The organism is Neolewinella lacunae (assembly GCF_014349155.1).
Lineage (GTDB): Bacteria > Bacteroidota > Bacteroidia > Chitinophagales > Saprospiraceae > Neolewinella > Neolewinella lacunae.
This window is the reverse complement of the sequence record NZ_JACSIT010000061.1, coordinates 1-24,974: the sequence shown is the minus strand read 5'-3', so window position 1 is coordinate 24,974 and position 24,974 is coordinate 1. Positions and strand designations below refer to the sequence as shown.

At 58.5% G+C, this 24,974-nt stretch carries 21 protein-coding genes; 11 read left to right on the top strand and 10 right to left on the bottom strand.

Features of this window, described 5'->3' with window-relative positions:
- Nucleotides 1–148: 148 nt before the first annotated feature.
- Complete coding sequence (locus H9S92_RS03605; RefSeq protein ID WP_187465352.1) at nt 149–643, bottom strand: hypothetical protein; 495 nt, start codon at nt 641–643, stop codon at nt 149–151.
- Nucleotides 643–1,908, bottom strand: a complete 1,266-nt coding sequence (locus H9S92_RS03600; RefSeq protein ID WP_187465351.1) for a sulfite oxidase — start codon at nt 1,906–1,908, stop codon at nt 643–645. The genes H9S92_RS03605 and H9S92_RS03600 overlap by 1 nt, the downstream gene beginning before the upstream one ends.
- A 228-nt stretch (nt 1,909–2,136) precedes the next feature.
- On the opposite strand from H9S92_RS03600, the gene H9S92_RS03595 reads away from it, so the two are divergent.
- Nucleotides 2,137–2,460: a hypothetical protein gene (locus H9S92_RS03595; protein WP_187465350.1), complete on the top strand. Its 324-nt coding sequence runs from the start codon at nt 2,137–2,139 to the stop codon at nt 2,458–2,460.
- Nucleotides 2,461–2,585: 125 nt separating this feature from the next.
- Here H9S92_RS03595 and H9S92_RS03590 read toward each other — a convergent pair whose 3' ends face one another.
- The 8 genes from H9S92_RS03590 to H9S92_RS03555 all read right to left on the bottom strand — a co-directional run bounded on the left by H9S92_RS03590 (nt 2,586) and on the right by H9S92_RS03555 (nt 11,802).
- The gene (locus H9S92_RS03590; RefSeq protein WP_187465349.1) at nt 2,586–3,452 is read right to left on the bottom strand and encodes a sigma-70 family RNA polymerase sigma factor; all 867 of its coding nucleotides are present in this window, start codon (nt 3,450–3,452) and stop codon (nt 2,586–2,588) included.
- 522 nt (nt 3,453–3,974) lie between these two features.
- Nucleotides 3,975–5,246, bottom strand: coding sequence for a phosphoribosylamine--glycine ligase (purD, locus tag H9S92_RS03585; protein WP_187465348.1), 1,272 nt, complete (start codon nt 5,244–5,246; stop codon nt 3,975–3,977).
- Between the two features lie 149 nt (nt 5,247–5,395).
- Complete coding sequence (locus tag H9S92_RS03580) at nt 5,396–5,911, bottom strand: DUF1648 domain-containing protein (protein WP_187465347.1); 516 nt, start codon at nt 5,909–5,911, stop codon at nt 5,396–5,398.
- 17 nt (nt 5,912–5,928) lie between these two features.
- Entirely contained in the window at nt 5,929–7,422 is a 1,494-nt protein-coding gene (locus H9S92_RS03575) for a DUF6503 family protein (protein WP_187465346.1), read from the bottom strand.
- 120 nt (nt 7,423–7,542) lie between these two features.
- Complete coding sequence (locus H9S92_RS03570) at nt 7,543–8,469, bottom strand: YheT family hydrolase (RefSeq protein WP_187465345.1); 927 nt, start codon at nt 8,467–8,469, stop codon at nt 7,543–7,545.
- A 210-nt stretch (nt 8,470–8,679) separates the two neighbouring features.
- Nucleotides 8,680–8,889: a hypothetical protein gene (locus tag H9S92_RS03565; protein WP_222935962.1), complete on the bottom strand. Its 210-nt coding sequence runs from the start codon at nt 8,887–8,889 to the stop codon at nt 8,680–8,682.
- Between the two features lie 75 nt (nt 8,890–8,964).
- Entirely contained in the window at nt 8,965–10,665 is a 1,701-nt protein-coding gene (locus H9S92_RS03560) for a CotH kinase family protein (protein ID WP_187465343.1), read from the bottom strand.
- Nucleotides 10,666–10,791: 126 nt separating this feature from the next.
- Nucleotides 10,792–11,802 (bottom strand): hypothetical protein, encoded by a 1,011-nt coding sequence (locus tag H9S92_RS03555; RefSeq protein ID WP_187465342.1) that lies wholly within the window; start codon nt 11,800–11,802, stop codon nt 10,792–10,794.
- A gap of 400 nt (nt 11,803–12,202) precedes the next feature.
- Between H9S92_RS03555 and lepA the strand changes: the two genes are divergently transcribed.
- From lepA to H9S92_RS03505, 10 genes are all read left to right on the top strand, one after another.
- Complete coding sequence (gene lepA / locus H9S92_RS03550) at nt 12,203–13,993, top strand: translation elongation factor 4 (RefSeq protein WP_187465341.1); 1,791 nt, start codon at nt 12,203–12,205, stop codon at nt 13,991–13,993.
- Nucleotides 13,994–14,297: 304 nt separating this feature from the next.
- Complete coding sequence (locus tag H9S92_RS03545) at nt 14,298–15,635, top strand: glutamine synthetase family protein (RefSeq protein WP_187465340.1); 1,338 nt, start codon at nt 14,298–14,300, stop codon at nt 15,633–15,635.
- Between the two features lie 4 nt (nt 15,636–15,639).
- Complete coding sequence (locus tag H9S92_RS03540) at nt 15,640–16,662, top strand: aminoglycoside phosphotransferase/kinase family protein (protein ID WP_187465339.1); 1,023 nt, start codon at nt 15,640–15,642, stop codon at nt 16,660–16,662.
- A gap of 199 nt (nt 16,663–16,861) precedes the next feature.
- Nucleotides 16,862–17,710: a TIGR01459 family HAD-type hydrolase gene (locus H9S92_RS03535; protein WP_187465338.1), complete on the top strand. Its 849-nt coding sequence runs from the start codon at nt 16,862–16,864 to the stop codon at nt 17,708–17,710.
- Nucleotides 17,711–17,834: 124 nt separating this feature from the next.
- Entirely contained in the window at nt 17,835–18,086 is a 252-nt protein-coding gene (locus H9S92_RS03530) for a hypothetical protein (protein ID WP_187465337.1), read from the top strand.
- A 198-nt stretch (nt 18,087–18,284) separates the two neighbouring features.
- Complete coding sequence (locus H9S92_RS03525; RefSeq protein WP_187465336.1) at nt 18,285–19,520, top strand: hypothetical protein; 1,236 nt, start codon at nt 18,285–18,287, stop codon at nt 19,518–19,520.
- A gap of 112 nt (nt 19,521–19,632) precedes the next feature.
- Nucleotides 19,633–20,169, top strand: a complete 537-nt coding sequence (locus H9S92_RS03520) for an NUDIX domain-containing protein (protein WP_187465335.1) — start codon at nt 19,633–19,635, stop codon at nt 20,167–20,169.
- A 169-nt stretch (nt 20,170–20,338) separates the two neighbouring features.
- Nucleotides 20,339–21,031 carry a Crp/Fnr family transcriptional regulator gene (locus tag H9S92_RS03515; RefSeq protein WP_187465334.1) on the top strand — a complete coding sequence of 231 codons (693 nt, stop codon included), beginning with the start codon at nt 20,339–20,341 and terminating at the stop codon, nt 21,029–21,031.
- A gap of 68 nt (nt 21,032–21,099) precedes the next feature.
- Complete coding sequence (gene lptE, locus H9S92_RS03510) at nt 21,100–21,645, top strand: LPS assembly lipoprotein LptE (RefSeq protein WP_187465333.1); 546 nt, start codon at nt 21,100–21,102, stop codon at nt 21,643–21,645.
- 246 nt (nt 21,646–21,891) lie between these two features.
- The gene (locus H9S92_RS03505) at nt 21,892–24,621 is read left to right on the top strand and encodes a M16 family metallopeptidase (protein ID WP_187465332.1); all 2,730 of its coding nucleotides are present in this window, start codon (nt 21,892–21,894) and stop codon (nt 24,619–24,621) included.
- The last annotated feature ends 353 nt before the right edge of the window (nt 24,622–24,974 follow it).

Here is a 24,974-nt window from a genome sequence, read left to right as displayed (position 1 = left end):
CATAGTTCATAGTTCATAGTTCATAGTTCATAGTTCATAGTTCATAGTTTGTAGTTTGTAGTTTAATAGCTACACATTGATGAACTGTCCCAACAATCCTCGGTACAACATCAGACATCAAACATCTGACATCCGACATCAAACATCCTCACTCCAACTCAAGCAGGTACCATTCGATCGCTTCTACGTCGAGGTTGGCACGGCGTCCGATCGCTTCTGGGGCGTAGTGCGCCGCCAGGTAGTCCAGAATAATGGGCTCGTTGGCACCCAGTTGCCCCAGGTTTTGGGTCTTCTGCATCCAGCGGATCATCTGTTCCCAGCCGTCGCGGGTAGCGCGGTTCTGGGTGATGAGTTGGGCGGAGTGGCAGGCGGTGCAGGTGCCGCGGACAATCTCAAAGCCTTCGGCGTACACCAGGCCGGTGGCTACGTGCAGGCCATTCTCGACGCGCTCTGCGGGGTCGGGTGCACGCGTGCCGCCGCCCGCTCCCGGCCGGTAAACGGCGACGACGGGCTCCGGCGCGGGCGCAAACCAGGCGGCCAGGGAATCGCCGAGCAGCAATTGGATCATCGCCAAAATGACCACCACCACGAAGGCATTGAGCAGCCCGATGAGCAGGTTGAAATTGCTTTGGTTGGGGAGCATCAGGCGATGACTTTTACAGCAATCCGATGACAGGCGTTGTTGAGGTAGCCGCGGGGGTTCCATCCGGGGACGAGCATGGGTTGGGCCACCCCAGCCCCGTCGGTGGCCCGCGCCCACACCTCGAAATATCCTGCGGAGGGGAAAGAAATCCGGGCGCTAAAGTCCTGCCAGGCGTAGCGGTTGGCCGCCGGGGCCAGGGTGCAGGCCTGCCAGGTGGCCCCAAAATCGATGGAGTACTCCACCCGGGCCACCCCGCTGGAGGCCGCCCACGCGTGTCCCCCCAGCGGAAGGGTTTGGCTTTTGCGCAGCATTGCCCCTGTTTTTGGGAAGGTGATCAGGGATTTGACGGGCATCTCTTCGATGATGCACATGTCTTCGTCGGCCACCTTCGCGCCGGGAGGCACGGGCGAGCAGGGAACGCGGTAAGACTGGCCGAGCATTTTTTCGCCGTCGTGTATCCGGTCGCGGACCACCAGTCGGTCCAGCCACTTGCCCGAGACCGAGGCCGGGTAGCCGCCAATGACCAGCCGCAGGGGATAACCATTCAGCACGGGTAAGTCTTTACCGTTCATCGACCAGGCGATGAGGCTTTCTTCTTCCAGGGCCTTCGCCACCGGGACGCCCCGGGAAATGACCACCTTGGCCGGATCGCCAGATAGATGGGTGTCTTTGCCGTAGTATGCCACGTACACCGCCCGGTCGGTAATCCCCACGTCCTGCAGAACATCGCGCAGCCGCACGCCCGTCCAGGCTGCGCAGCCGACGGCGCCGGTAGCCCACTGGTTGCCAGTAGCGGGCGGATTGAATTCCTTGCGGCCATTGCCCCCACATTCCAGCGTAAGGTGGTAGGTAACGACGGGAAATTTAGTTTTCAGCTCCGTCAGGGTATAGCTTTTTTCGCGCCGCACGGCCTCGCCGCCTACCGTGAGGGTCCAGTTCGTCGCGTCTAAGTTGGCCGGCACCACCCCGTTGTTGCGCACGAAGAAGCGGTCGTTGGGCGTCAGCGAATCGGCGAGCAGCTCCGGCGGCGTCTCCGCATTGATGGGTTTGTCGTTGAGCACGATCAGGCCCGGGTGTTTACCGGGCAGGGGACCGACGGGCTGGGCTGGCCAGCCACCGTCGTCCAGGTAGGCCGCACCCGCTGCGAAGCCCAGGGCCGCCAGCCCCGTTTTTTGCAGGAACGCACGCCTTCCCTCCGGCCGGATGCTTTCGATTTTGTTCCGCCCCGGTCGCTTCCCGTTTTTTTCGCTTTTTCCCCTGGCCATGATTTTTCGCTTTGCCGGTCAAGGTAAGGTGCGCGGCCGAAACAGTGGCTCCAGGAACCACTCTCCCCAGGTCCTCTCACCCTTTTCACCCACAGAGCTTGATTGTGTCACCTACTTGTAAAAATGAAAGCATTACTATCATTTTTTGTTACTATCGTATCATTCTGGCGAACGAGCCTCTCAATGGACTTGTTATATTTCTTTTAACCGAATAGAACCTGAGCTGAAATGAAAATCTTCTTATCCCTCCCGCTCGTCGCGGGCCTGCTCCTCGCATCCCACGCCGTGAGCGCCCAGACGGAGCAACCCGCATCCACCACCCAGGCCGAAGCACCATCCACCGCTATTGGCCCCCGCTACAAAAACCCGCTCGCCGCTGGTCGGGCCGGATACAAATCCCCCGCAACGGCCAGCACCAGCGAAATGACCCTGGTGGGCCCCGCCTACAAAAACCGCAAGCGTACCCCGACCGCTGCTGCCGACCCCACGAGCCGCCAACCCCAACTGACGGGCCCCCGCTACAAAAACCGTAAACTGGGCCGGCCGAATTAAGCAAGGCTGTCTCGGATCCGAACCTCCGGTCGGGCACACACCCTAACCGGACCGGAGGTCCGGATCCATTTAAGCCGGTGTCGCGTCACATCATCCATCTGACATCCCCCATCGGACATCCCACATCACCCGAGGTACCCTTTCAACAAGCTGTTGTTCCGGTTGCGCCGCAACCGGCGGATGGCGCGCTCTTTGATTTGCCGGACCCGTTCGCGCGTCAGGTCGAAGCGTTCCCCGATTTCTTCGAGGTTCAGCTGGGTCTCTCCGTCGAGGCCAAAGTAGCAGGCCAGCACCGTTCGCTCGCGGGGGGCGAGGAGGCTGAGGTTGGCCAGTACTTCCTTGGAGAGGGATTCGTGCATGATTTTCACATCGGGGTGGTTCTGCCCATCCGAGGCCAGCGTATCGAGCATGGTGATTTCGGAATCGTCTCCGGCCACGGGCGCATCGAAAGAAAGATGGCGCATCCGGCCGCTCAGGGCACGTTCCACGTCGGCCAGCGTCACGTTGAGCATTTCGGCCAGTTCTTCCGGCTCGGGCTCCCGTTCGTATTTCTGTTGGAAGGAGGCGATGGCTTCGCTGACCTTATTATAGCCAGCGGCCTTATTGTTGGGCATACGTACCAGGCGGCTGTATTCCACGATGGCCTGCATTATGCTCTGGCGGATCCACCACACGGCGTAGGAAATAAACTTGAAGCCCCGCGTTTCGTCGAAGCGCTTGGCCGCTTTGATGAGGCCGACGTTGCCCTCGTTGATGAGGTCGGCCAGGCTCAGTCCCTGGTTTTGGTACTGCTTGGCTACCGACACCACAAAGCGAAGGTTCGCTTTGGTGAGCCGTTCCAGCGCGGCCTGGTCGCCCTCGCGGATGCGGACGGCCAGCTGGGCCTCGTCTTCCGGCGTCAGTAGATCGATCCGCCCGATGTCGGTTAAGTACTTCTCCAGCGCGATGCTCTCGCGGGAGGTAATCTTGTTACTGATCTTAAGTTGGCGCATAGGTTCTGATCCTTTTCAAAGCTGGGGGACTCCTGAGAAATGCCCAGGGGCAGTTTGGGGTGGGCGGCTTGCCGCTGCTCAACCTCTCCTCTCTTTTGGCCCACTAAAGTTACTGCATAGCGAAGCTAATTGGGTAATAGTGGAAGAGATGGGGAGGTGAAAATAACCAAACTGCGGCAGTTTGCGAAGTCCCCAACGTGCTCTAATATAGCTAAAGTTTCTCGCTCCGCTGCTTTGCCGCATTTTTCCGGGGCAAAACAGCGCGTTTTTGGCCGTTCACCGCCCGTTTTCATAGCGTTCCCGGCACCTGCGACCGCGCAAAAAACATTTGGTGAAACAACAGAATTTTGTTGCTCGCCCCGCTGTATTGGTCATTCAGGGTGTCACAACGCCGTACGGGGCGCGGCCGCAGGTGCCAGGGTGGGGTAGACGAGCGAGGGCAGTCCTCAGCAAGGACTTCCGCCGGGAGCCCACGCCAAGACCCCCAAATGGTGGATGAACCGGTAAAAAAGCAGCGTAAATCTATAGATCGAAGCCGATGTCTCCCCGGTAATTACCGCCTTCAAAGTGGATTTTTTTGGCGCTGGCGTAGCTCTTTTGCAGGGCTTCGCGGAAGTCTTTGCCGTAGCTCGTAATGGCCAGCACCCGGCCGCCGCTGGAGACCAGTTCTCCCGCAGCGTTCCGGCTGGTGCCCGCGTGGAAGACCATGCTGTCATGCACCGCTTCAATGCCCGCAATAACTTTACCCTGCTCGTAGGGCCCGGGGTAGCCGCCGCTGACCATCACGACGGTCGCCGCCTGCCGTTCGTCCATCTCGATGGTGGCCGCCGCCAGTTCACCGTCGGCGGCTTGCAGGCAGAGTTGGAGGAAATCGGTCTTGAGGCGGGCCATGACGGACTGCGTTTCGGGGTCTCCCATCCGGCAATTGTACTCTATTACGTAGGGATCATTGTCCACCGCAATGAGGCCGATGAAGATGAAGCCTTTGTAATCCAGTCCCCGCTGCTGGATGCCGCGCAGGGTGGGCTTGATGACCCGTTGTTCTACTTTGGCCATGAGGTCGGCGTCCACAAACGGGGGGTGGCTCACGGAGCCCATCCCACCGGTATTGGGGCCGGTATCCCCCACGCCGATGCGTTTGTAATCTTTGGCGACCGGCAGCAGGCGGTAGCTTTCGCCGTCGGTCAAGACGAACACCGAAAACTCGATACCGTCCAGGAATTCCTCTACCACCACTTCGGCGCTGGCTGCACCAAATTTGCCTTCCAGCATGCTTTGCAATTCCGTGCGCGCTTCGCCTGCGTCATTGAGAATGACAACGCCTTTTCCGGCGGCCAGGCCATCGGCTTTGAGTACGATCGGGGGCTGGCAGTGGTTGAGGTATTCGAGGCCTTCTTCGAGCGTGGCGGCGGTAAAACTGCGGTAGCCCGCCGTAGGAATGCCCTGTTCCTCCATGAAAACCTTGGCGTAGGCTTTGCTGCCTTCGAGTTGGGCGGCCTCGGCGCTGGGGCCGAGGAAGCGCACGCTGCGTAGGTCCGCATCCGCCCGGAAAAAGTCCTGAACGCCGCGCACCAGGGGCTCTTCCGGGCCACAGATCACCAGACCGATCCGGTGTTCCAAAACCGCAGTTTTGAGAGCAGCAAAGTCGAGGGGATTGATCGCCAGGTTCTGGCCGAATTCGCTGGTGCCGGCGTTGCCAGGGGCCAGGAACAGCTGCTTACAGAGGGGACTTTGGCTCAGGCGCCACGCCATGGCGTGCTCGCGGCCACCGCCGCCCAGAAGTAGTACATTCATTTGCCAGTGGGCTGTTTCGGGTGGCGAAGGTAATCAAAGGAGGGCGGTAAGTGCCGAACTTATTGTCCATAAAAACGCAGCCGGGCAGCCAGAGGTACCGGGCCCCGGGCTCCCGGGTTGCGTCAGGACCTGCGTTTAATGGGCGTCGGTCACCGGTGCCGACGGGCCAGCCACAGGAAGTAGCCAATCGGCAGAAAAACGGCGAGCAGGAACAGCGCCAGGCCGGTAATGCTCAGATAGCCTTGTCCGTCAAGCGATGTCAGTACCACGGCATAGACCAGATAGGCCAGACCAAGGCAGCAGACGAGGCGCATTACCGCCAGTAGTTGCAAACTGATTTCGTGCTGCCTGGCGGCATTCGCTTCCGTGATTTTCACGGGGTAATTGAACCAGCGGAAATCGGCCTTACTGACGGAGCCCAGGACGTAAAAAAGGCCGAGGTTGATTGCCGGCAGCATCCAGAGCATCCATTTTGGTCCGTAGCCGTCGGCGGTCCCGTCCAGCCCGAAGTGGATCGGCACCGTTGCGGGCAGGCGGCCGTAGTAGAAACTCACCACGGCAAAGGAAAAGATCACCCCCGCCAGCGGCAGGATACGGTACCAGGATTTATCAAGGGGGTTACCCACCTGGTGGCGTGGGTCGTCGGGCGTATGGAGGGTACTCATGGAAGGGGGCGGTTGGGCTATTCCAGGATTTCGTCCGTGCCCAGGTACAGGCGGTCGGCAGTGGAATACCAGTGGCGGCGGGCGGGCAATTTCATTTGGTTGACGGTGGCTTCGCCTTCCAGCAGGATGTATTCACCCGTACCGGGGCCATCCTTGGCGTGGTAGAAGCGGTAGCCAGCCAGTGCGTAAGTTACGGGGTCGAACAGAAAAAACCAGATGTCCTTGCCCGTTTCCGGGGTGTAGTGAACCTCCATTTCCAGCATTTCCCGTCCGTCGTACCAAACGCGGTGTACCGTCGGTTGCAACAGGGTGCCCGGGTCCTCGAGTTTCATGGGCAGGCCCCAGAGGTAGGTGTAGTAGTCGCGCAGCAGTAAGGTTCGGGCTTCGTCCAGGTGAAGGCTGGCGCGGGTGGAGTCGGAGATGTCCGTACGGCCCTGGTGGCTGAAGGAATAAGTGCCGTTGAGGAAGCGGAGCTGCACCTTGTCTTTGCCGCGCACCTGGTAAAGGTCAAAGTCCGCAGTAGCAGGGTAGAGGCTCAGGCGGGTGTGACGGACGGTGCCGTCGGTGCGGCTTTCGGCCAGCTGGAGCAGGTGGGCCTTGGCGGTCCACTGCTTTTCGGGGTCGTGGTAGCGGATGCTGCGGGCCAGGAGGCTATCCGGCGAGATGCTTTCGGGGGTACGCGACCATTCCCTGAGGCTTTCCTCGTTCATCCGGATGTAGTGGGTGTTTTTCGCGGCTTTGGCCAGTTCGAGGCTGCGCTCCATCAGGCGTTTGCCTTTGGCTTCGTTGCCCAGTTGGTACTCAATCAGGGCCTGGTAGCGGAGGCGGCCAAACTGTTCCTCATCCTGGGCTGCCCAACGGTCCATCCAGGCTTTGGCTTTTTGCAGGTTCAGCTTGTTATCGAGGTAATAGCGGGCGGCGGCGTAGTACTCTTTAGGGTCTTGGGCGGGGTTAAGAAAACTGGCGGCCCTATCGGCAACCTGCTCGTCGGTAGGCAGGGAGATGGTCAGGGAAACCCGGTACCATTCCCACTCCAGGACCAGATCGACGGACTGGGGCCTGACGTTCATCCAGCGGTATTCCAGGGTCTCAATGCGCTCGGGCAGGCGAATGGGCCGGGCGGGAATGCGAAGAACGTCTTTGCTGTCCTGGTAGCCCTGGGTGCCCCAGTTCTGGGTGCTGCGGTTGAGCACCCAGGTCCAGTCTCCGCTCCGCCGGGGGATGAGGTAGAGGGAGTAGGTTCCGGCCCGGAAAGTACTGTCGCCCACCCGGAACTCTCCGTCGGCCTTCAACAGGGTATTCTCGTTGGCTCCCGCCCGCCAGACTTCCCCCCACGGCAAAAGTTCCCCGAAAATCACCCTGCCCCGTACGTTAGGCCGGTGATAGGATACGCTGAGTTGGGTATAGCCAGCCTCGGTACTTGTTTCGGCGGGAGGACTGGAGCTGGGGGCCACGAACTGTGCACTGAGCCAGAGCGGCAGGGACAGCAGAAGCGTTAAAAGAGATTTCATGGGCAGGAGTTTGTACCGTTTTCTAACGAAAAGCTACCGTTTTTTGATGTAAATCTATCGAATATGCCTTTAAGTTCATGAGAGGGAAGTTTGAACGGTGCTACGCGGGGAAGGAGATCTTTATCCATTAACGAAAGCCAGGGCCCGTTCGTCCATCCAGTTGTGGGGTTTACCCCGCAGGGCGAAGCCGACGTGGCCACCCCAGTGCGGTTGCTCCAGGTGGATCAGGGGATGGGTGGCCGCCAGTTCGTGCGGCGAGCAGGCCGGCGGCACGATGGGGTCGTTAGTAGCATTGACGATCAGGACCGGCGCGGTGGTGCCCGCCACGAAGTTGCCCGACGAAAGATAGTCATAATAAGCATCCAGGTCGTCGAATCCACCGATGGGGGCGGAAAACCAGCGGTCAAAGTCCCGCCACACCCGCACGTCTTTCAAACGGCTGAAGTCCACCCGCCCCGGAAACTGCGCTTCCTTGCGGCGGATTTTCTCCGTCAGCGCCCGCCGGAATTTGAGGCGGTAGATGATGTTCTCCGCCCGGTCCAGGCTATCGGCGCTGTGGGCAATGAAAACCGGGGCCGAGAAGGCTACGCCGTGGGTGACTTGCTCCGGGCGCTGTTTTCCCTGCGTGCCCAGGTACTTCAGCGTCAGGTTGCCGCCCATGCTGTAGCCCAGCAGCACCACGCGGTCGTAAAGGCCCGTGGCCAGGGCGTGGTTGATGACCGTCTCCAGGTCTTCTACCTGTCCGTGGCTGTAGAGTTTTTCGGTGAGGTTCATTTCCCCGGAGCAGGAGCGGCAGTTCCAGGCCAGGGCGTGCCAGCCGTGGCGGTGGAAGTAGCGCGCCGCACTGGCCACGTACACCCGGCGGCTATCCCCCTCCAGGCCGTGGGAAAGCACCACCAGCTGCCGGCTTGCGGGGTGGTCCAGCCAGTCGAGGTCCAGAAAGTCACCGTCCGGCGTGGTAATCCGCTCCCGGCGGTAATCCACCGGCACGCTGCGGAAGAGGTTGGGGACGATGGTCTGGTAGTGGGCGCGGAAGCGACTGATCATTAGTAAAGGAGTAAAGGAGAAAGGAGAAAAGGATTAAGGGAGCTGCCGCAAGGGATAGGCTATTGATGGAGGCGTTGTACGCCGAAGGATGACAAGATGGCTTTACCGTGCTGCCCGGCCCTGGAGGGGCCGCTTACGTAGCGTCGGTGGAGCCCGACGTTTTCGTTTAGGAGACCATTTGCCTTAAAACCCACCGTTTTCGTTCGTCCCCTACACCGCCCGCGCCACCGGCCCCAGCAGGTCATCTTCCACCACGCGGCAGGTGAGGGCGGAGTCGTAATCCAGGAAACCACCGGCGTGGTAATCGTAGAAGGTGGCCACCTCCCCGGTTTCAAACGGTTGAAAGTCGTATTTGTGCACGTAGCGGCTCCGGTCGGCGTCTTCCAGCCAGATTACGTTGTCGGGTAGCTCTTCCATCATTGCTTTTTGTCGACTTCCCCGGCACCTGCGTGCGCGCAAAAAAAGCGGGCGGCATTGCGGGTATAAAGACCAGAATTATTTCACCGTAAACCATTCGCGGGCCGAGCGGGCGGGCAGTACCGTGGCGCTGATACTGCCCTCGGCCACCAGAAAGTAGTCTTTGACCTGGGCCGCAGGCAGGGCAACGGTGTAATTGCTATCGGCCACCGGCTCCAGGCGGGCGTACTGAAAGGTGCCCGCGTTTTCGGCGCGGTGGGCTACCCAGACGGCCTCGGCGGGCTCGCCAGCGGCCAGGGAGAGGCTGATGACTACCTGCTCGCCGTCGCGGGTGGCGGAATGGTCGGCAATCACCGGGGTAGGTTTCACCAACAGGGGGTGGGCCGCGAGGTATTCACTGCGCCGCTTGAAAAATTCCTCGATTCCGATGACGGCACCGCCCTGTACGTCTACCGAGCTGTGGTAGTTCTGTGTGTAGGTTTCCACGGGGTAGAGTGGAGTGGGTTCCTGAACCACGAACGGAGTAATGAGGGCGCGGATTTTCTCGGCCCGCTTGCGGTAGAGGCCGCTAGCCATTTGCTCCTCGTAAATCGTCTTCAGGTGGGCCACGTACATCTTGCGGTAGAGGGGCCGGTCGAGCAAGCGGAGGATGAGCGGCCGGTCTTCATTGCGGTCGGAAAAGTGCAGGAATGGGCTGATGGTGGCCAGCTGTTCGTCCGTCAGTACCTTGTTTTGCTCCACGAGGCGGAAGCCACCGATGCTCAGGTTGAGGTCCCACACCACGGGCCGCCAGATGCCGCTGTCGTCTTGGAAGAGGTAGTAATTGTGGCAAAACAGGCCCAGGTAACTGTCGAGGTTGGCCAGGGCGTTGTTGAAGGCCAGCATCCAGAGGGCCTCGTCCACGTTAAGGTGCTTGCCGAGGTCTTCTTTTTCGTCCTGCAGGGCCTTGGTGAGGTTGATGAGCTGTTGCCAGCCGTATTCGGAGCGCTTGACTTCGTAGCGGGCCGCGTAGCACAGCGAGTCTTCGCCCAGGTAGGTCAGGTTGGCGCCGACGCCTGGGGGGCAGGTGCTGGGCGGCGGGTTTTTGCTTTCGGGGTCGCACTTGACCAGCAGGCCGTCGGTGGAATTAAACTCGTCTTCCCCGAATTGCTCATCGACCGATTCCGTCAGGTTGTAGAGGCCGTAGTATTCGCCATCGACCGTCAGGCGGGCGAAGTTGCAGTCGGGGGCGGCAACGTAATCGCGGGCAATGGCGTAACTCAGGGCTTCGCGCAGGTAGCTGGGGTCGCGGAAGAGGTTGCTCAGCTTCAGGGTCTGGTACTTGCCCTCGATGCTTTGGTCCTTTTTGGTTTCCGAGACCTTGATGTTGAAGGGCAGCTTTTTCTTGTCTTCGCGGGCGGGGCCGAAGTAGGAACTGTTGCCTTTGAGGCGGACGCCGACGCTATCGTAAGTCATGCCATTTACCTTGAGCGTGGCCAGTACGCGGTCTCCCAGGTTCTGCTTTTTCCAGAAGTTGAGTTTCTTCTTCCAGTTTTCGTCGAGCATCGTCAGCTCAATCTCCACGATTTTGCTGAGGTCGTAGAGGCCCGGTGCCGGCGGGCGTTCGCCTCGGGGCGGCAATCCCTGCGGGGAGGCTTCGGCCAGGGTTGTACCGGGCAATTGCACGTTCTGGGCGCGGCCGCAGGTGCAATGAATGGTTAGGATAGCAAGGAAGGCAAGGCGGTAGACGAGGCTCATCGGGGCAAAAAGGGCTATTGTAGCGCGTGAAGATAGTACCATCACCCAGGCAAACGCCGCCGGGGCCGTATTTATCTTAAGGCTGGCCCGAAAATGAGCCGCCCTGCCTCCGAATTCACGGAAGCAGGGCGGCAAAGTAACTAAGCGTAAGAAAATCTTGGCTCCGGCTTATTTGCGGGCTTGCTTGTTGGCTTGTTCCACCAGGTCGTTGACGATGGTCTCGGCCGTATCGAAAAAGTTGTACACTTTATCGGCCTGGGCAGTCAGTTTTACGTCGGGCTTAATGGCCTTAGCGTTAGCACTGAGTTGGTCAGTCCACGCTTTGCGGGACATAAAACGGTCAGACTGGGCAATTTCCTGCAAGATGCTGGCGGTTTCTACGAAGGCGGCCCGGGCGTAGTCAGCGTGCTCCGTACTTTTCCAGTTGTCGCGCAACTGATCGGCTTTCTTCATTACCATAGCCTTGCGTTGGTCAAAGTTGTTCACCTTGATGCCTTCGGCTTGTGTCATGGCTTCGGCGGCGTTGAGCAACTTGGAAAGGCCGGTGGAGGTAAACTTGTGGTCCAGGGAAACCTTCCCGTCGATGTTTACCTTTTTCCATTCTTTGTACTGGTCCATCTCCCACTGGTAGGAATAGTCGGAAGGCACCAGGTAGCGGATGGTGGGCACCTTTTCCATCAGGATGGTGCGGTTCAGGCGATTCTGGTACATACGTTCCAGGGCGAAGAATTCAAGCGCCTTCTCGCCGGTAATGACGTCTTCGAAACGGTCGAAATAGTCTTTCTGCAATTCCATTTCGGCGATGTCAATTTCCCAGTAGTTTTCAATGAAGTCGGCGGTTTCTTCCCGCTCGTCTTCTGCCGTGTCATCTTCCTTCATCTCCTCGCGGTAGTCGTCAAGCAGGGTGGTACGGCGTGTCATAAGGCCGTTCTTAGCTTGGGTGTAATCGAGAAAGATGGGGGTAAAGGCAGTGGTCTGCTTTTCGTCCAGCTCCAGGGCCTCGATGGCCAGGGCGCGCAGTTCAACGTTGAAACTGTTCTTGAAAATGCGCTGGTAGTCTTCGGCGGTGGCGACGTCGCTGCCGCGGTTGGTGGAGGGCTTGGTCATTTCCTCCTGGGCAGATGCGCTGCCGGCCAGCACGAACAGGAATAAGAGTAGGGATGTGAAATACTTGGTCATAATCTGATTGGTTTTGTGGGTTACTAATGCGGTCTTGAGGGATAGCGGCAACCACCGGCAATGGATACACCGTGGAGGGACGGACCAGGCCGGGAAGCAAGTATCTTCAATTGACTGGCTCATCGAAGGGTGCGCACCAGAAGTGCATTAAACAACGCGCTTCATTCACGACGCCGGGTTAAAAATCAACCTGCGTCCGCTGCAAGAGGTCTTAGCCATCCTTTCATCTACCTCTAGCGTGAGGCCGTCCAAATTTGTTCGCCGGCGGGGGGGATTTCCCTCAACCCAAAGCCCCTTCCGCCGTTTCCCCTAAGTGTGGATTGGCAAAGTGCCGCCCACTGCAACGGTCCGAACGGTTTACTTCCTGAGGACATGAATTAGCCTTACCTTTGCGCCCCATATGAAGCATATTCGTAACTTCTGCGTTATCGCCCACATCGACCACGGTAAGAGTACCCTCTCTGACCGCCTGCTGGACTTTACCCAATCCGTTTCCGAACGGGATAAGATGGATCAACAGCTCGATGATATGGATCTGGAGCGGGAGCGTGGCATCACCATCAAGAGCCACGCCATCCAGATGCACTACACTCACCCCGACGATGGGCAGGAGTACATCTTTAACATGATCGATACCCCCGGCCACGTTGACTTCAGCTACGAAGTTTCCCGCTCCATCGCCGCCTGCGAGGGGGCGCTGTTGCTCGTGGACGCCACCCAGGGCATCCAGGCCCAGACCATCTCCAACCTCTTCCTTGCCCTTGAGCACGACCTGGAAATCATCCCCATCCTTAATAAGGTCGATATGGAAACGGCCATGATTGAAGAGATGGCCGACCAGATGATCGACCTGACGGGCTGCGAGCGCGAAGACATCATTCTGGCTTCCGGCAAGACGGGCATTGGCGTCCCCGAAATCATGCGGGCCGTCGTCAACCGCATCCCCCCGCCCAAGGGTGACCCCGCCGCGCCCCTCCAGGCCCTGATTTTCGACTCCGTCTTCAACCCTTTCCGCGGCGTGATTGCCTACGTGCGGGTAATGAACGGCGTGCTGAAGAAGAACGATAAAATCCACTTCCTCGCCACCGAGGCCAGCTACCACGCCGATGAGGTAGGGGCCATGGAACTCAACATGAAGCCCACCGCAGAAATCGGCTGCGGCGATGTAGGCTACGTCATCACCGGCCTGAAGCGCTCCTCCGAAATCAAAGTCGGCGATACCGTCACCCACGACGCCCGCCGCGGCGAGATGCTTTCCGGCTTCGAGGAAGTAAAACCGATGGTCTTCGCCGGCATCTTCCCGCTGGACAACGACGACTTCGAGCCCCTGCGCGACAGCCTCGAAAAACTCCAGCTTAACGACGCCAGCCTCATCTTCGAGCCCGAAACCTCCGCCGCCCTTGGCTACGGTTTCCGCTGCGGATTCCTGGGGATGCTCCACCTCGAGATCGTTCAGGAACGCCTCTTCCGGGAGTTCAATATGGACGTCATCACCACCGTGCCCAACGTTACCTACCGCGTAACGGACACCAAAGGCAACGTCTTCGAAATCCGCAACCCCGCCGAACTGCCCGAACCCAACAACCGGGCCATGGTCGAGGAACCCTTCATCTCCTCGCAGATCATTACCACCACCGATTACATCGGGGCCATCATGAACCTGTGCATCGATAAACGGGGTACGCTGCTGAGACAGACCTACCTGAGCCCCCACCGCGTAGAGCTCCACTTCGAGCTGCCGCTGGCCGAAATTGTCTTCGACTTTTACGACCGCCTCAAGTCCATCAGCCGCGGCTACGCCAGCTTCGATTATCAGCCCCTCGACTACCGGGAAACCGACCTGGTGCGGATGGACATCAAGCTGAACAGCGAAAACGTCGATGCGCTTTCCGCCCTTGTCCACCGCTCTAAGGCCGAATACATCGGCCGCGGGATGTGCAAGAAACTGCGCGAGTTGCTGCCCCGGCAGCAGTTCATGATCGCCATCCAGGCCGCCATCGGTGCCAAGGTGATCGCCCGCGAAACGCTCTCGGCCATGCGCAAAGACGTGACCGCCAAATGTTACGGCGGAGACATCAGCCGCAAGCGCAAGCTCCTCGAAAAGCAGAAGGCAGGTAAGCGGAAAATGCGGCAGTTCGGTAAAGTCGAAGTGCCCCAGAAAGCCTTTTTGGACTGTTTGAAGCTGGATTAAGAGGTCAAGACGTTTCACGTAGCAGCAATGCTTGAGCCGTTGCACGGCTTCATCTTTTTGAACCATTAAGGACACTAAGCGCACTAAGTACACTAAGCTTGGGGCTGCGCCGGACAAGCCTTGAGGCCAAGACGTTCCACGGCGCAGTAAAAACCTCCCCCCCTCGACGTAAAGCGTCTCGACCTCACGTCGGTGCTCTGGGATGAAAATCGTCCCTCCAAACGTTTTCTGCTCCGTATCCCCTACCTTGCACCTGCGGCAGCGCCATACTGCCCATTGGCCCGATTTACCAAGTAAGCAAACGATGCAAGACCTTCAGCAATGGCTCCGTGAACAGGAAGCGAACCGCGTGAAAGTGGGCGTGACGGACGTGGACGGCCTGCTGCGCACCAAGTACCTGAGCAAGGAAAAAGTGTTGCAGAGCCTGGGCGAAGGCTTCGGTTTTTGCAACGTTCTTTTCGGTTGGGACAGCCAGGATGTGGTGTACGACAACGGCCGCGACGACGGTAGTTTTGCCGATCTTCCGGCCCGCCTGCTGCCCGGCAGCCGCCGCAACATTCCCTGGGAGGGCGACCTGCCTTTCCTGCTGGCCGATTTTGCCGGGTCGGACGCACCCATGGCGGCCGCCTGCCCGCGGGCGCTGCTGCTGCGGACGGTGGAAAAGGCCCGGGAAATGGGCTTTGAAGCCCGCTTCGGGCCGGAATACGAATGGTTTACCTACTCCGAAACGCCCGGGAGCCTGGCCGCGAAAAACTTCGCCAACCTGGAGCCGCTCTCGCCGGGCATGTTCGGCTACTCGGGCCTCCGGACCAGCCAGAACGCGCCCTTTTACCGCGATTTATTCGAGCAACTGGGGCGTTTTGGTATCCCATTGGAGGGCTTGCACACGGAGACGGGGCCCGGCGTGATGGAGGCCGCCATTGCTTACGGTCCGGCCGTGGAAGCCGCTGACCGGGCCGTGCTGTTCAAGCAGGGGGTTAAAGAAATCGCCTACCGCCACGGCCTGGTCGCCAGCTTTATGGCCAAGCCGTCGGCCGCTCTGCCCGGCTGCGGGGGGCACCTCCACCAGTCGCTCTGGCAAAATGGCAACAACGTTTTCCACGATCCGGCGGGCCGCTACGGCATGAGCGACTTGTTTGCGCACTACGTAGCGGGTCAGCTCGCGCTGCTGCCCGCTTTGCTGCCCATGTTTGCGCCCAACGTGAACAGCTACAAACGCTTTGTGGCGGGTTCCTGGGCGGCGACGCGGGCCAACTGGGGCGTTGATAACCGCACGGTGGCCCTGCGGGTCATCCCCGGCAGTCCGAAGGGAACGCGCCTGGAAACCCGCGTGGCCGGTGCCGATGCCAACCCTTACCTGGCCATCGCTGCTGCACTTGCCGCCGGGCTGTATGGCATCGAAAAGGCCCTGCCCCTTACCCTGCCGCCCGTGGAAGGCAGTGCTTACCATCAGGCAATCGGGGAATCTTTACCGACGGATCTGGGCGCGGCCGCAGGTGCAATGCGGCGGAACACAACAGCCGGGGAAATCCTCGGCCCAGACTTCACCGACCACTTCCTGCGCACCCGCGAATGGGAATGGCGGCAATTTTCGGGGGCGGTCACCGACTGGGAGCGCCGCCGCTACTTCGAAACAGCCTGAGCGCATGCAAGATTACGAAACCATCATCCGCTACGCCTGGCGGGCCTACGACCACACCCGGCAGATCAAGCAGATCAAAGACATCAGCGCGCGGGTCTCCACCAACTCCGTCTACCAGCTCACGATGGAGGATGGCAATACCCTCATCGCCAAGGTGACCGTGTTTGGCTCCTTCGAGAACTTCGCCGAAGACCACACCATCATCAATGTCCTTTCCAACAACCTGCCCGTGCGCTACGCCGACCTGCTGAGCCGCGCCCTGATGAAAGGACCCAATATATTCTTCCACCGCCACGTGGGCGAAGACCAGGACGCCTGGATCATCTTCTACCGCCCCTTGCGCATCCTGGAGCACATGCCCCGGCGGCTTTCCGACGACCAGGTGACGCAGTTGGGGCGGGAAATGGCTTTTTTCCACCGCGATTGCACGCTGGTCAGCCACACCCTGCCGCGCTCCGACCGGAACATGACCACCGACGTCAATTCCCTCCTCCAAACGGCGGCCGCGGATTACCCGGAGCACCTCGATCTGATCCAGGAACAGTGTCGTTTGTTTCTGGAAAATACCTTCCGGATCAACGTTTACGGTTTTCAGAAAATCCCGGTCTTCATAGATTGGAACATCGGCAACTTCAGTCTGGACCGGGCCGGCCACCTGGCCAGCCGCTGGGATTACGACTGGTTCAGGATGTCGACCCGCGTGGCCGATTTCTACTTCCTCAGCCGGGTGGTTTCCGAGGTGGGCGACCGCACGGTGTTCACCTACGAAGTCGATCGCTTACTGGAAGACCGCTTTGTGTCTTTTCTGCAGGCCTACCACGAGGTTTTCCCCCTTTCCCGGGAGGAGGTGCTGTTCATCAAAGAGGCTTACCGGTTTTTTCTGCTCAATTACGTCCTGCGCCTCGGGCAGTTCTTTTTCCAGCCCGCCATTGCCAGGTCGCTCGCCCACGATGCGCTGACGCTGCACCTGCCCACGCTGGATGAGAAATTCGACGAAGCCAAGCTGCTGAACGCGCTGAACCTTTAGCGACTATCCGTCTGAACGAAAACGTCGGGGCTCCACCCGACGCTACGTAAGCGGCCCCGTAGACGGCTTACTTTCAGCGACAAGCTCAGGTGAACAGTCCCCAACTTACCTTTATTCCTTTCCCCCCTTATTCCTTTCCTCCCTTATTCCTTTCATCCTTTCATCCTTTATTCCTTTCATCCTTTATTCCCTTACTCCCGTGCACATCGACCGCTTCTCGGAGGTTTCCGACCGTTACAAAGTGATTTTCCTGGACAGTTACGGCGTGCTGATCAACCACCGCGGGCTCATCCCGGGCGTGGTGGAATGTATCGCCCGCTTGCGCGCCGAGGGTAAGCACCTGCGGGTCCTGACGAACAACGCCGCCCGTTCCGCCCAGGCTGCCTCCCGCCGCCTGGTCAAATACGGCCTTCCGGGCTTCCCGCCGGAAGAAATCATCACCTCCGGAGCCACAACCCGGCAGTTCCTGCAACAAAAAGTGCGCTCTGGCAAGGTAGCTTATCTCGGTACCGCCGCCGCTGCGGAGTACATCATCGGGGCGGGTTTAGAGGCCATCCCCGTTGCGGAGGTGGACATGAGCCGGATTGACGACATCAAGGCCATTGCCTTTCTCGACGATGAGGGCTACGACCTGAACACCGACGTCAACCGCGTCATCAACCTCCTGCGGCAGAGCCAGGCCCCGGTGGTAGTGGCCAATACCGACCTGTTGTACCCGGTAACGGCCAACGACGTGGCCCTGGCCACGGGCAGCATCGCCCGGCTGGCGGAATACGTGCTGGGAAGACAGTTCGTGAAATTCGGCAAGCCCGCCATGCAAATGTTTCAACTGGGCCTGGAAAGCGTGGGCCGGGAACTTACCGACGTCAGTCTCTCCGATATCCTCATGGTAGGTGATACCCTGCACACTGACATCCTGGGCGGCAACTCCTTTGGCATCGATACGGCGCTGGTCCTTTCCGGCAACACCCGGCGGGAAAGCGCCGCCACGGAAATCCAATCTTCCGGCATTTTTCCGGATTACGTCTGCGCCTCCATCGGCGAATAAAGGTGCTACCTTCGCCGGTGCACATCCTGCGCCTCAACTGCGTTTAGCCGGACGGGACGTCTGCAACCGATCAACCTGGCGGGGCGTCCCGAGCCACCCTGCATTCAAACATTCAAAGTAGATCATGGAACAGCCCAGTGAAGAAGACCTCGTATACATCCGCCTGCTGCGTAAGCAACTGGGGCAGGAATGGCACCTTGCCAGGGAAAAAGTCATCGCAGCCCTCCCCGAAGGTTACGACCCGGAGTACATCGCCAAGTTTGTGGATGATCGGCCCGATCCGGGCATCCACATCAATCCTTATGGCGTAGAGCCCCGCTTTTATCCGCACCGGGTAACGCGCCGTTTGCTGGAGTTTTACCGGAGCAAGGAGTAGAATTTTAGTTTGGGGCAGCAGGATCCCTATTTTTTTGGCTTCGAGTCGCTTGCCCTTTTTACCTTTGGAGTGGGTTGCGTGATTTGTCCTTGTTTTGTCGTTCATCCTAACGACATGGGCGATACACCAATTTTAATGACTCAGGCGGACTGGCGTAGGCTGATTCGTGTAATGCGCTTGTGTAAACACCCTCTCCTTATGTCCAGATACTTACCGGCTATTTTATTTTTGTTCCTTGGGGCACCGCTTCTTTCCCAAAAAACGGGTTACATCGTAACTAACGAGGGAGATACCATCCGGGGAAAAATTACTTTCCCTTCTAGTTTTTCCGACGACGAACTCATCCGATTCGAGGCGATGGATGGGGACGCAGAGGAATTTACTCCGGCCGACGTTGCCGGTTACCACCATCCTAAGAAAGGAACTTTTGTGTCCTCGCGTACCATTGACCTTACCGATAAGCGCTTATTGGGTACGCCCAAGTTCCTGGAACGCCTGGCAACAGGAACAGCCAGCCTCTACAAGCTCAACTATACCGAGCGCATCAGGGGCACCAATGACCTGTTGCTGGAGACTCCGGCCCGCAAGTATTATTATCTTTTACCCGGTGCTTACCTGGCCGTTGGTAATCAGCTGAAACTTGATGAATTGCTGGAAGTTGAAAATGCCTGTTCTTTCCAACGTAAGAGTTACCTCTTTTCTGACTACCAGGTCGGGCAATTTTTCCGGGAATTGTCCGCCTGTAAAAACCACGATTTTTTTTGGAATGAGAAGTCTCCGAAAACCAATAATTCCTTAGCTTTCTACGGTGGAGTCGGTTTCGCCAACTCAGGCTGGTCTTCGGGGACGGGCTTCTTTCAATACATTGATTTCAACCGGGATAAACTTTCCTTCGGGGAAGCCGGATTGATGCTTCCCGTCAACGATGGGTTTCGGATTGTGGGCAGTTTATCGTACGATCAATACGAGTACACTGGCGATCTCAACATCGTACCCGGCGTTCCTGAATGGAACGAAAGCCAAACCATTACCGGGGCCAGCAGGATCGATGCCAGTTACCTGACCTTCCAGATAAGTGGTCACCTCGCCCTCAACCCAAAAGCGCAAAAGCTGCGCACCTACCTCATCGGAGGAACGTTTTATGGCGTTCTACAGCAAAGCGATTACCTCATCGAATCCTGTTATACCGAATTAGCTGGAACCAGTTTCCGTTTTTTCGTGTGTCAAGATGTAATTCCAGGCGATGATAGAACGGACGGTCGCTCCCAACCCGAAAACTTGCTTGGCTTCAATCTTGGTTTTTGGGTGGATTTTTTGCCCAATCAAAGGCTCTCCCCTTTCCTCAAGCTGACTGGTGGCTACAGCGTTTCAGCGCCAAGCTCTATATACCGTTATAATGAAGTGCGTGGGATGGTGGGTGTAAGGTTCAGATAGTGACAGAGCGAAGCATACTGAAAGCTAACTGCATAACTTTAGCCGGTTTATGGTTCGTAGTTGAGTAGTGCCTACCGACTACTGAACTATGAACTACTAAAACTTCCCGAAAATGCCCTGGAAAACGCTAACCACCGCCGTACCGTACGAAAATCCCTGGATCCGCATTGAGCACCACGAGGTGATCAACCCTGCGGGGAATCCCGGCATCTACGGACTGGTAAAGTTCAAGAACCACGCCATCGGTATTGTCCCGGTGGACGACGAAGGCTACACCTACCTGGTCGGCCAGTTTCGCTACGCCCTGGGCACTTACGAATGGGAAATCCCCGAAGGCGGTTGCCCGGTAGGCAGCGATCCCCTGCTGACGGCGCAACGGGAGCTCAAAGAAGAAACCGGCCTGGTGGCCCGGGAATGGACGCGCCTGCTGGACTTCCACCTCAGCAATTCCGTCACCGACGAATACGGCGTGGCCTACCTGGCCAAAGGACTCCGCCAGGAAGAGGCTGAGCCCGAAGACACCGAAGAACTCCAGCTCCGTCGCCTTCCCCTGCGCGAAGCCATTGCCATGACCCTGGATGGCCGCATCCGCGACGCCCTCAGCATCCTGGCCCTCCAGCGCGTGGCCCTGCTCGATTGGCCGGCATGAACGGGTGCGCAGAGGCCCTCACCGAATTTATTTTCCCCCTTGCTTGGGGGGAGCGCTCCAAAATGGTGTCCTAAACTTGTAGCGGCCAAACGACAAAGGGCAAAATGCCTCCGCTGCCAAATGTAGCCTTCCGATTTCCCCTTCAAGACCATTTAAAAAGACTAGCGCCATGCCTACCGTTGCCAAAATTGCCTTACTTGAACAGTTTGAACTTTTTTCTGCTCTGACGAACGAAGAGAAGATCCAACTCTGTGAGGCGATGGAGCACCGCAAGAAGCCGCGCTACTCCGTCATCTACCAGCCCGGCGACGCCAGCGACCACATTTTTCTCCTCACCCAGGGCGCGGTAAAAATCAGCACCCACAACAGTGAGGGCAAGGAAGTGATCAAGCAATTGATCCACCCCGAAGCCATCTTCGGTGAGTTGGCCCTCGTTGGCGAGACCCAGCGGACCGAAACGGCCCACTCGCTCAAGGAAGAAGTGCATTTCTACACCATCCGCGTCAGTGATTTTCAGCGGATTCTGGCCAAAAGCCCAGCCCTGAGCCTGAGCCTTCTCCAGCTCTTCGGGCAGCGCATGATGGCCGCCGAGCACAAACTCGAAAACCTCATTTTCAAGGATGCCCGCAGCCGCATCGTCGGTTTTCTCTACGAAGTGGTGGCTGAGCGTGGTCGCCGCGTAGGATTTGAGATGTTGCTCAAGCACAGCCTTACCCACCAGGACATTGCCAACATCACCTGCACCAGCCGCCAAACCGTGACGCTGGTACTCAACGAGTTGCGCAAGGAAAACCTGATCTACTTCAACCGTGGCCGCATCCTGGTGCGCGACATGGAAACCCTCCAGGCCAGCGCCGCCTGAGCCGCTGCTGCACGCACAATGCGCCGGTAGGTACCACGAAAAGCCTCTTTGCGGCGTTATGCTTGGGTATGGTCCATCGTTTTCCTCCCATTTCTTTTTTTCGCCGGGCCCTTAGCCTGGTGCTGCTGCCCTGCTTGCTGGTCGCCTGCTACTCCTTTAAAGGAATTTCTATCCCGGAGGGCGTCGAGACCGCAGCAGTACCCAATTACGTCGATAACGCGATCGGTGCTCCGCCCACGCTGCACCTGGACCTGACGGAAAGCCTCCGCAATAAAGTCCGGGACGAAGCCCGCCTGGTCATCACCGAAGAGAACCCCGATCTGCTGATTACGGGTACCCTCGTCGATTTCCGCGTCACGGCCGAAGCTGCCCGCGCGGGCGACGAAACAGCGGCCTTTTCGGCCCTCAACCGCCTGACGATTGTGGTGGCCATCGACTTCAAAAACCTGCAAAAGCCTGCTGACGACCCCGGTAACTGGAAGCAGAACTTCTCTTTCTTCTTCGACTTCCCCGGCAGCCAGACCCTGGCTTCGGTGCAGGACGAGGCCATCGAAGAGATTTCCCGACAGATCAACGAGCAAATTTTCAACAAAGCTTTTGCCGACGATTGGTAAGCTGCCGGGGCGCTGACGCAGGATGCAGGGGCACGCTTGCCGAAGCAATGGAAGCCTACCCGGCGGGCATTGCTCCCGAGTCCCTGACCCGGCACCTGCGACCGCGCCCGGTTGTTCTCCCTCCCTCCCATCCGCCCGGGAATGGCAACCTTCGTCCATTTGTTACCGTCTTTCATCGAAATACCCCCGCCGTTCGTCGGCGCGTTTACGATCTTGTGTTACGTTCTTCACCCTAATCATTAATTCATGCGATCACTACTATTCGTCGTCTGTTTCCTTTTGGCCTTTACGACCTTAAGTGCCCAAGACGGAAGCCCCAAAAAGATCACTTCCGTGGAAGGCATCACGGAATACCAACTGGACAATGGCCTCCAGGTCTTGCTCTTCCCCGACCCTTCGGTGCCCACCACCACGGTCAACATCACCTACAAGGTGGGCTCCCGCCACGAGGCTTACGGAGAAACCGGCATGGCCCACCTGCTGGAGCACCTGGTCTTCAAAGGCACGCCTAAGCACCCGGATATCCCGGCCGAGCTCACCAGCCACGGTGCCCGCCCCAACGGTACGACCTGGTACGACCGGACCAACTACTTTGAGACCTTCGCGGCTACCGACGAAAACCTCGAGTGGGCGCTGGATCTGGAAGCCGACCGCATGGTCAACTCCTTCATCGCCAAAAAGGACCTCGACAGCGAGATGACCGTGGTGCGCAACGAATTCGAATCCGGCGAAAACGACCCCGGCGGCGTCCTCATGGAGCGGGTATTGAGCACCGCTTACCTGTGGCACAACTACGGAAAATCTACCATCGGCTCCAAGGCCGACCTTGAAAATGTCCCCATCGAGCGCCTGCAGGGCTTTTACCGCAAATACTACCAACCCGACAATGCGGTATTGCTGGTAGCGGGCAAATTTGACGAGGCGAAAACCCTGGAACTGATCAACCAGAAATTCGGCGTCATTCCCCGTCCGGACCGCGAACTGTATCCCACCTACACGCGGGAACCCGTCCAGGACGGTGAGCGCTTCGTGGAACTGCGCCGTACGGGCGACGTGCAGGTGGTACAGGCCGCCTACCACATTCCCGCCGGCCCGCACGCCGACTACGCCCCCATCGCGATCCTGATGGACATCCTTACGGACGAGCCCAGCGGCCGGCTCTACAAAGCCCTCGTCGAGGAAGGCGACGCCAGCGTGCTGTGGGGATTTGCGCCCGCGCTGGCCGAGCCGGGCTTCGCCTTCTTCAACGCCAACGTACTGCAGGAAAATGACCTGGCCAAGGTGGAAGCGGCCCTGAAAGCGACCATCGACTCCCTGAAGATGAATCCGCCGACCGAAGAAGAGGTCAAACGTGCCAAAGACGGCCGCCTGAAGAACTTCGAACTCGCGCAGCGTAACGCCAACCGGGTGGGTCTTTCCATGAGTGAATACATTGCCCAGGGCGACTGGCGCCTCGGCTTTATCTACCGCGACCGCATCGAGCAGGTGACGCCCGAAGACGTAATGCGCGTAGCCCAGACCTACTTTAAGCCCTCCAACCGGACCATTGGGCGGTTCTTCCCGACGGCCGCGCCCGACCGCGCCGAGATCCCCGAAGTGTCTAACCTCAGCCTGCTGACGGAAGGATACACCGGCCGCGCCGCCATCGCCGAAGGCGAAGAATTTGATCCGGGCTACGACAACATCGATGGCCGCACCGTCTCCGGCACCGTCGGCAAAACCAAGGTGGAATACGCCCTGTTGCCGAAGGAAACCCGCGGCAACAGCGTCAACGCCACGATGAACCTCCGCTTCGGCAACCTCGAAAAACTCAAAGGCCGTTCTGACGTGGGCGACCTGGTGGGCCGCATGCTGATGATGGGTACGGAAAAATACAGCCGCCAGGAGATCCAGGACAAATTTGACGCCCTCAAAGCGCAGGTTTTCATCGGTGGCGGCGCAACGGGGGCTTACGTCTCCATTGAAACGGAGAACCAGAACCTGCCAGCCGTCATCGATCTGGTGGGCGAAATCCTCCGGACGGCCAGCTTCCCAGAAACGGAATTCAACAGCTTGGTGAAGGAAGCACTGGCGGGCGTGGAAGAAAGCCGCAGCGACCCCCAGGCCATCGTATTCACGGAAATGCAGAAGCGGACGAGCGACTACCCCAAGGGCCATCCTTATTACGTCAATGACTTTGACGAAGACGTTGCCGCCCTCAAATCCATCAAATTGGAAGACCTGAAGGCCTTCTACAAAGACTTCTACGGTGCTTCCGACGCTACCTTCGCGGCGAGCGGAGACATGGATAAGGAAGCCGTCGTGGCGGCACTCGAGCGCAACTTCGGCAATTGGAAAAGCCCCGAGAAATACGAGCGCATCCCCCGCCCTTACCGCGCCGTCAAACCCGATATGGTAAAGCTGGAGACGCCGGATAAGGCCAACGCGTGGTTCATTGCCACGCAGGTCATGCCCATCGACCGTAACCACCCCGACTACGCAGCCCTGAACATGGCCAACTTTATTTTGGGCGGTGGTTTCCTGAACAGCCGCCTGGCTACCCGCATCCGCCGCACCGATGGCCTGAGCTACGGTGTAGGCAGCCAGTTCAACGCCAGCGACGAAGACCAGCGGGGCACCTTCATGGCCTACGCCATCTACAACCCCGAGAACCGCGAAGCACTGGAAAAGGCCTTCCGCGAAGAAATCGAACGGGCGCGCACCGAAGGCTTTACCGCCGAGGAACTCAAGGACGCCAAAAGCAGCTGGGTACAGAGCCAGCAAATGAACCGCGCCCAGGATCGCTCTTTGGCCGGAATGCTCAGCTCCAACGCTTACCTGGATCGCGACATGCAGTGGTCCAAGAAGCTGGAAGAGAAAATGATGAGCCTCACCCCCGAACAGATCAACGCCGCGATGACCAAGTACATCGACGTAGATAAAATGATCATCCTTCGCGCGGGAGACTTTGCGCGGGCGGAGGCTAAGCGGCCGTAGGCTAATGCGTGAATGACCGCCAGAGGCAGCAGCGTAGTTAATGCGCAACTAAATTCAAGCAATTATTCGGTTTCGTTTTTATTTTAGCCACGGTGCTCGCATAAAATGGAATAGCTCCGCAGTGACTGGTCACTGGCGGAGCTATTCTGTTTTGGGCGCGTCCGCAGGTGCAGAGGAATGGCCCAAAGGGGAGAGCAGGGGAAGTTGGGCCTGGCGTTAACTAGTGGTCTGTCAAACTTAAATTTTCGGGTAATCTGCAGCATCTTTTGCCGCCTGCCGTCATCAAAAAGCCTCAACAACGCTATGGCGTTGCCTGCGTTTTTTGATTTAGTCAGTCAACAAAATCTACTAGC

What these genes read in the sequence shown, in the direction of transcription:
- H9S92_RS03545 (WP_187465340.1), top strand. Translation starts at nt 14,298, where the DNA reads ATGCAAGACCTTCAGCAATGGCTCCGTGAACAGGAAGCGAACCGCGTG.
- H9S92_RS03575 (WP_187465346.1), bottom strand. Translation starts at nt 7,422, where the DNA reads ATGAAATCTCTTTTAACGCTTCTGCTGTCCCTGCCGCTCTGGCTCAGT.
- H9S92_RS03605 (WP_187465352.1), bottom strand. Translation starts at nt 643, where the DNA reads ATGCTCCCCAACCAAAGCAATTTCAACCTGCTCATCGGGCTGCTCAAT.
- H9S92_RS03595 (WP_187465350.1), top strand. Translation starts at nt 2,137, where the DNA reads ATGAAAATCTTCTTATCCCTCCCGCTCGTCGCGGGCCTGCTCCTCGCA.
- H9S92_RS03555 (WP_187465342.1), bottom strand. Translation starts at nt 11,802, where the DNA reads ATGACCAAGTATTTCACATCCCTACTCTTATTCCTGTTCGTGCTGGCC.
- H9S92_RS03560 (WP_187465343.1), bottom strand. Translation starts at nt 10,665, where the DNA reads ATGGTACTATCTTCACGCGCTACAATAGCCCTTTTTGCCCCGATGAGC.
- H9S92_RS03515 (WP_187465334.1), top strand. Translation starts at nt 20,339, where the DNA reads ATGCCTACCGTTGCCAAAATTGCCTTACTTGAACAGTTTGAACTTTTT.
- purD (WP_187465348.1), bottom strand. Translation starts at nt 5,246, where the DNA reads ATGAATGTACTACTTCTGGGCGGCGGTGGCCGCGAGCACGCCATGGCG.
- H9S92_RS03590 (WP_187465349.1), bottom strand. Translation starts at nt 3,452, where the DNA reads ATGCGCCAACTTAAGATCAGTAACAAGATTACCTCCCGCGAGAGCATC.
- H9S92_RS03505 (WP_187465332.1), top strand. Translation starts at nt 21,892, where the DNA reads ATGCGATCACTACTATTCGTCGTCTGTTTCCTTTTGGCCTTTACGACC.
- H9S92_RS03525 (WP_187465336.1), top strand. Translation starts at nt 18,285, where the DNA reads ATGTCCAGATACTTACCGGCTATTTTATTTTTGTTCCTTGGGGCACCG.
- lepA (WP_187465341.1), top strand. Translation starts at nt 12,203, where the DNA reads ATGAAGCATATTCGTAACTTCTGCGTTATCGCCCACATCGACCACGGT.
- H9S92_RS03530 (WP_187465337.1), top strand. Translation starts at nt 17,835, where the DNA reads ATGGAACAGCCCAGTGAAGAAGACCTCGTATACATCCGCCTGCTGCGT.
- H9S92_RS03580 (WP_187465347.1), bottom strand. Translation starts at nt 5,911, where the DNA reads ATGAGTACCCTCCATACGCCCGACGACCCACGCCACCAGGTGGGTAAC.
- H9S92_RS03565 (WP_222935962.1), bottom strand. Translation starts at nt 8,889, where the DNA reads ATGATGGAAGAGCTACCCGACAACGTAATCTGGCTGGAAGACGCCGAC.
- H9S92_RS03570 (WP_187465345.1), bottom strand. Translation starts at nt 8,469, where the DNA reads ATGATCAGTCGCTTCCGCGCCCACTACCAGACCATCGTCCCCAACCTC.
- H9S92_RS03520 (WP_187465335.1), top strand. Translation starts at nt 19,633, where the DNA reads ATGCCCTGGAAAACGCTAACCACCGCCGTACCGTACGAAAATCCCTGG.
- H9S92_RS03540 (WP_187465339.1), top strand. Translation starts at nt 15,640, where the DNA reads ATGCAAGATTACGAAACCATCATCCGCTACGCCTGGCGGGCCTACGAC.
- lptE (WP_187465333.1), top strand. Translation starts at nt 21,100, where the DNA reads ATGGTCCATCGTTTTCCTCCCATTTCTTTTTTTCGCCGGGCCCTTAGC.
- H9S92_RS03600 (WP_187465351.1), bottom strand. Translation starts at nt 1,908, where the DNA reads ATGGCCAGGGGAAAAAGCGAAAAAAACGGGAAGCGACCGGGGCGGAAC.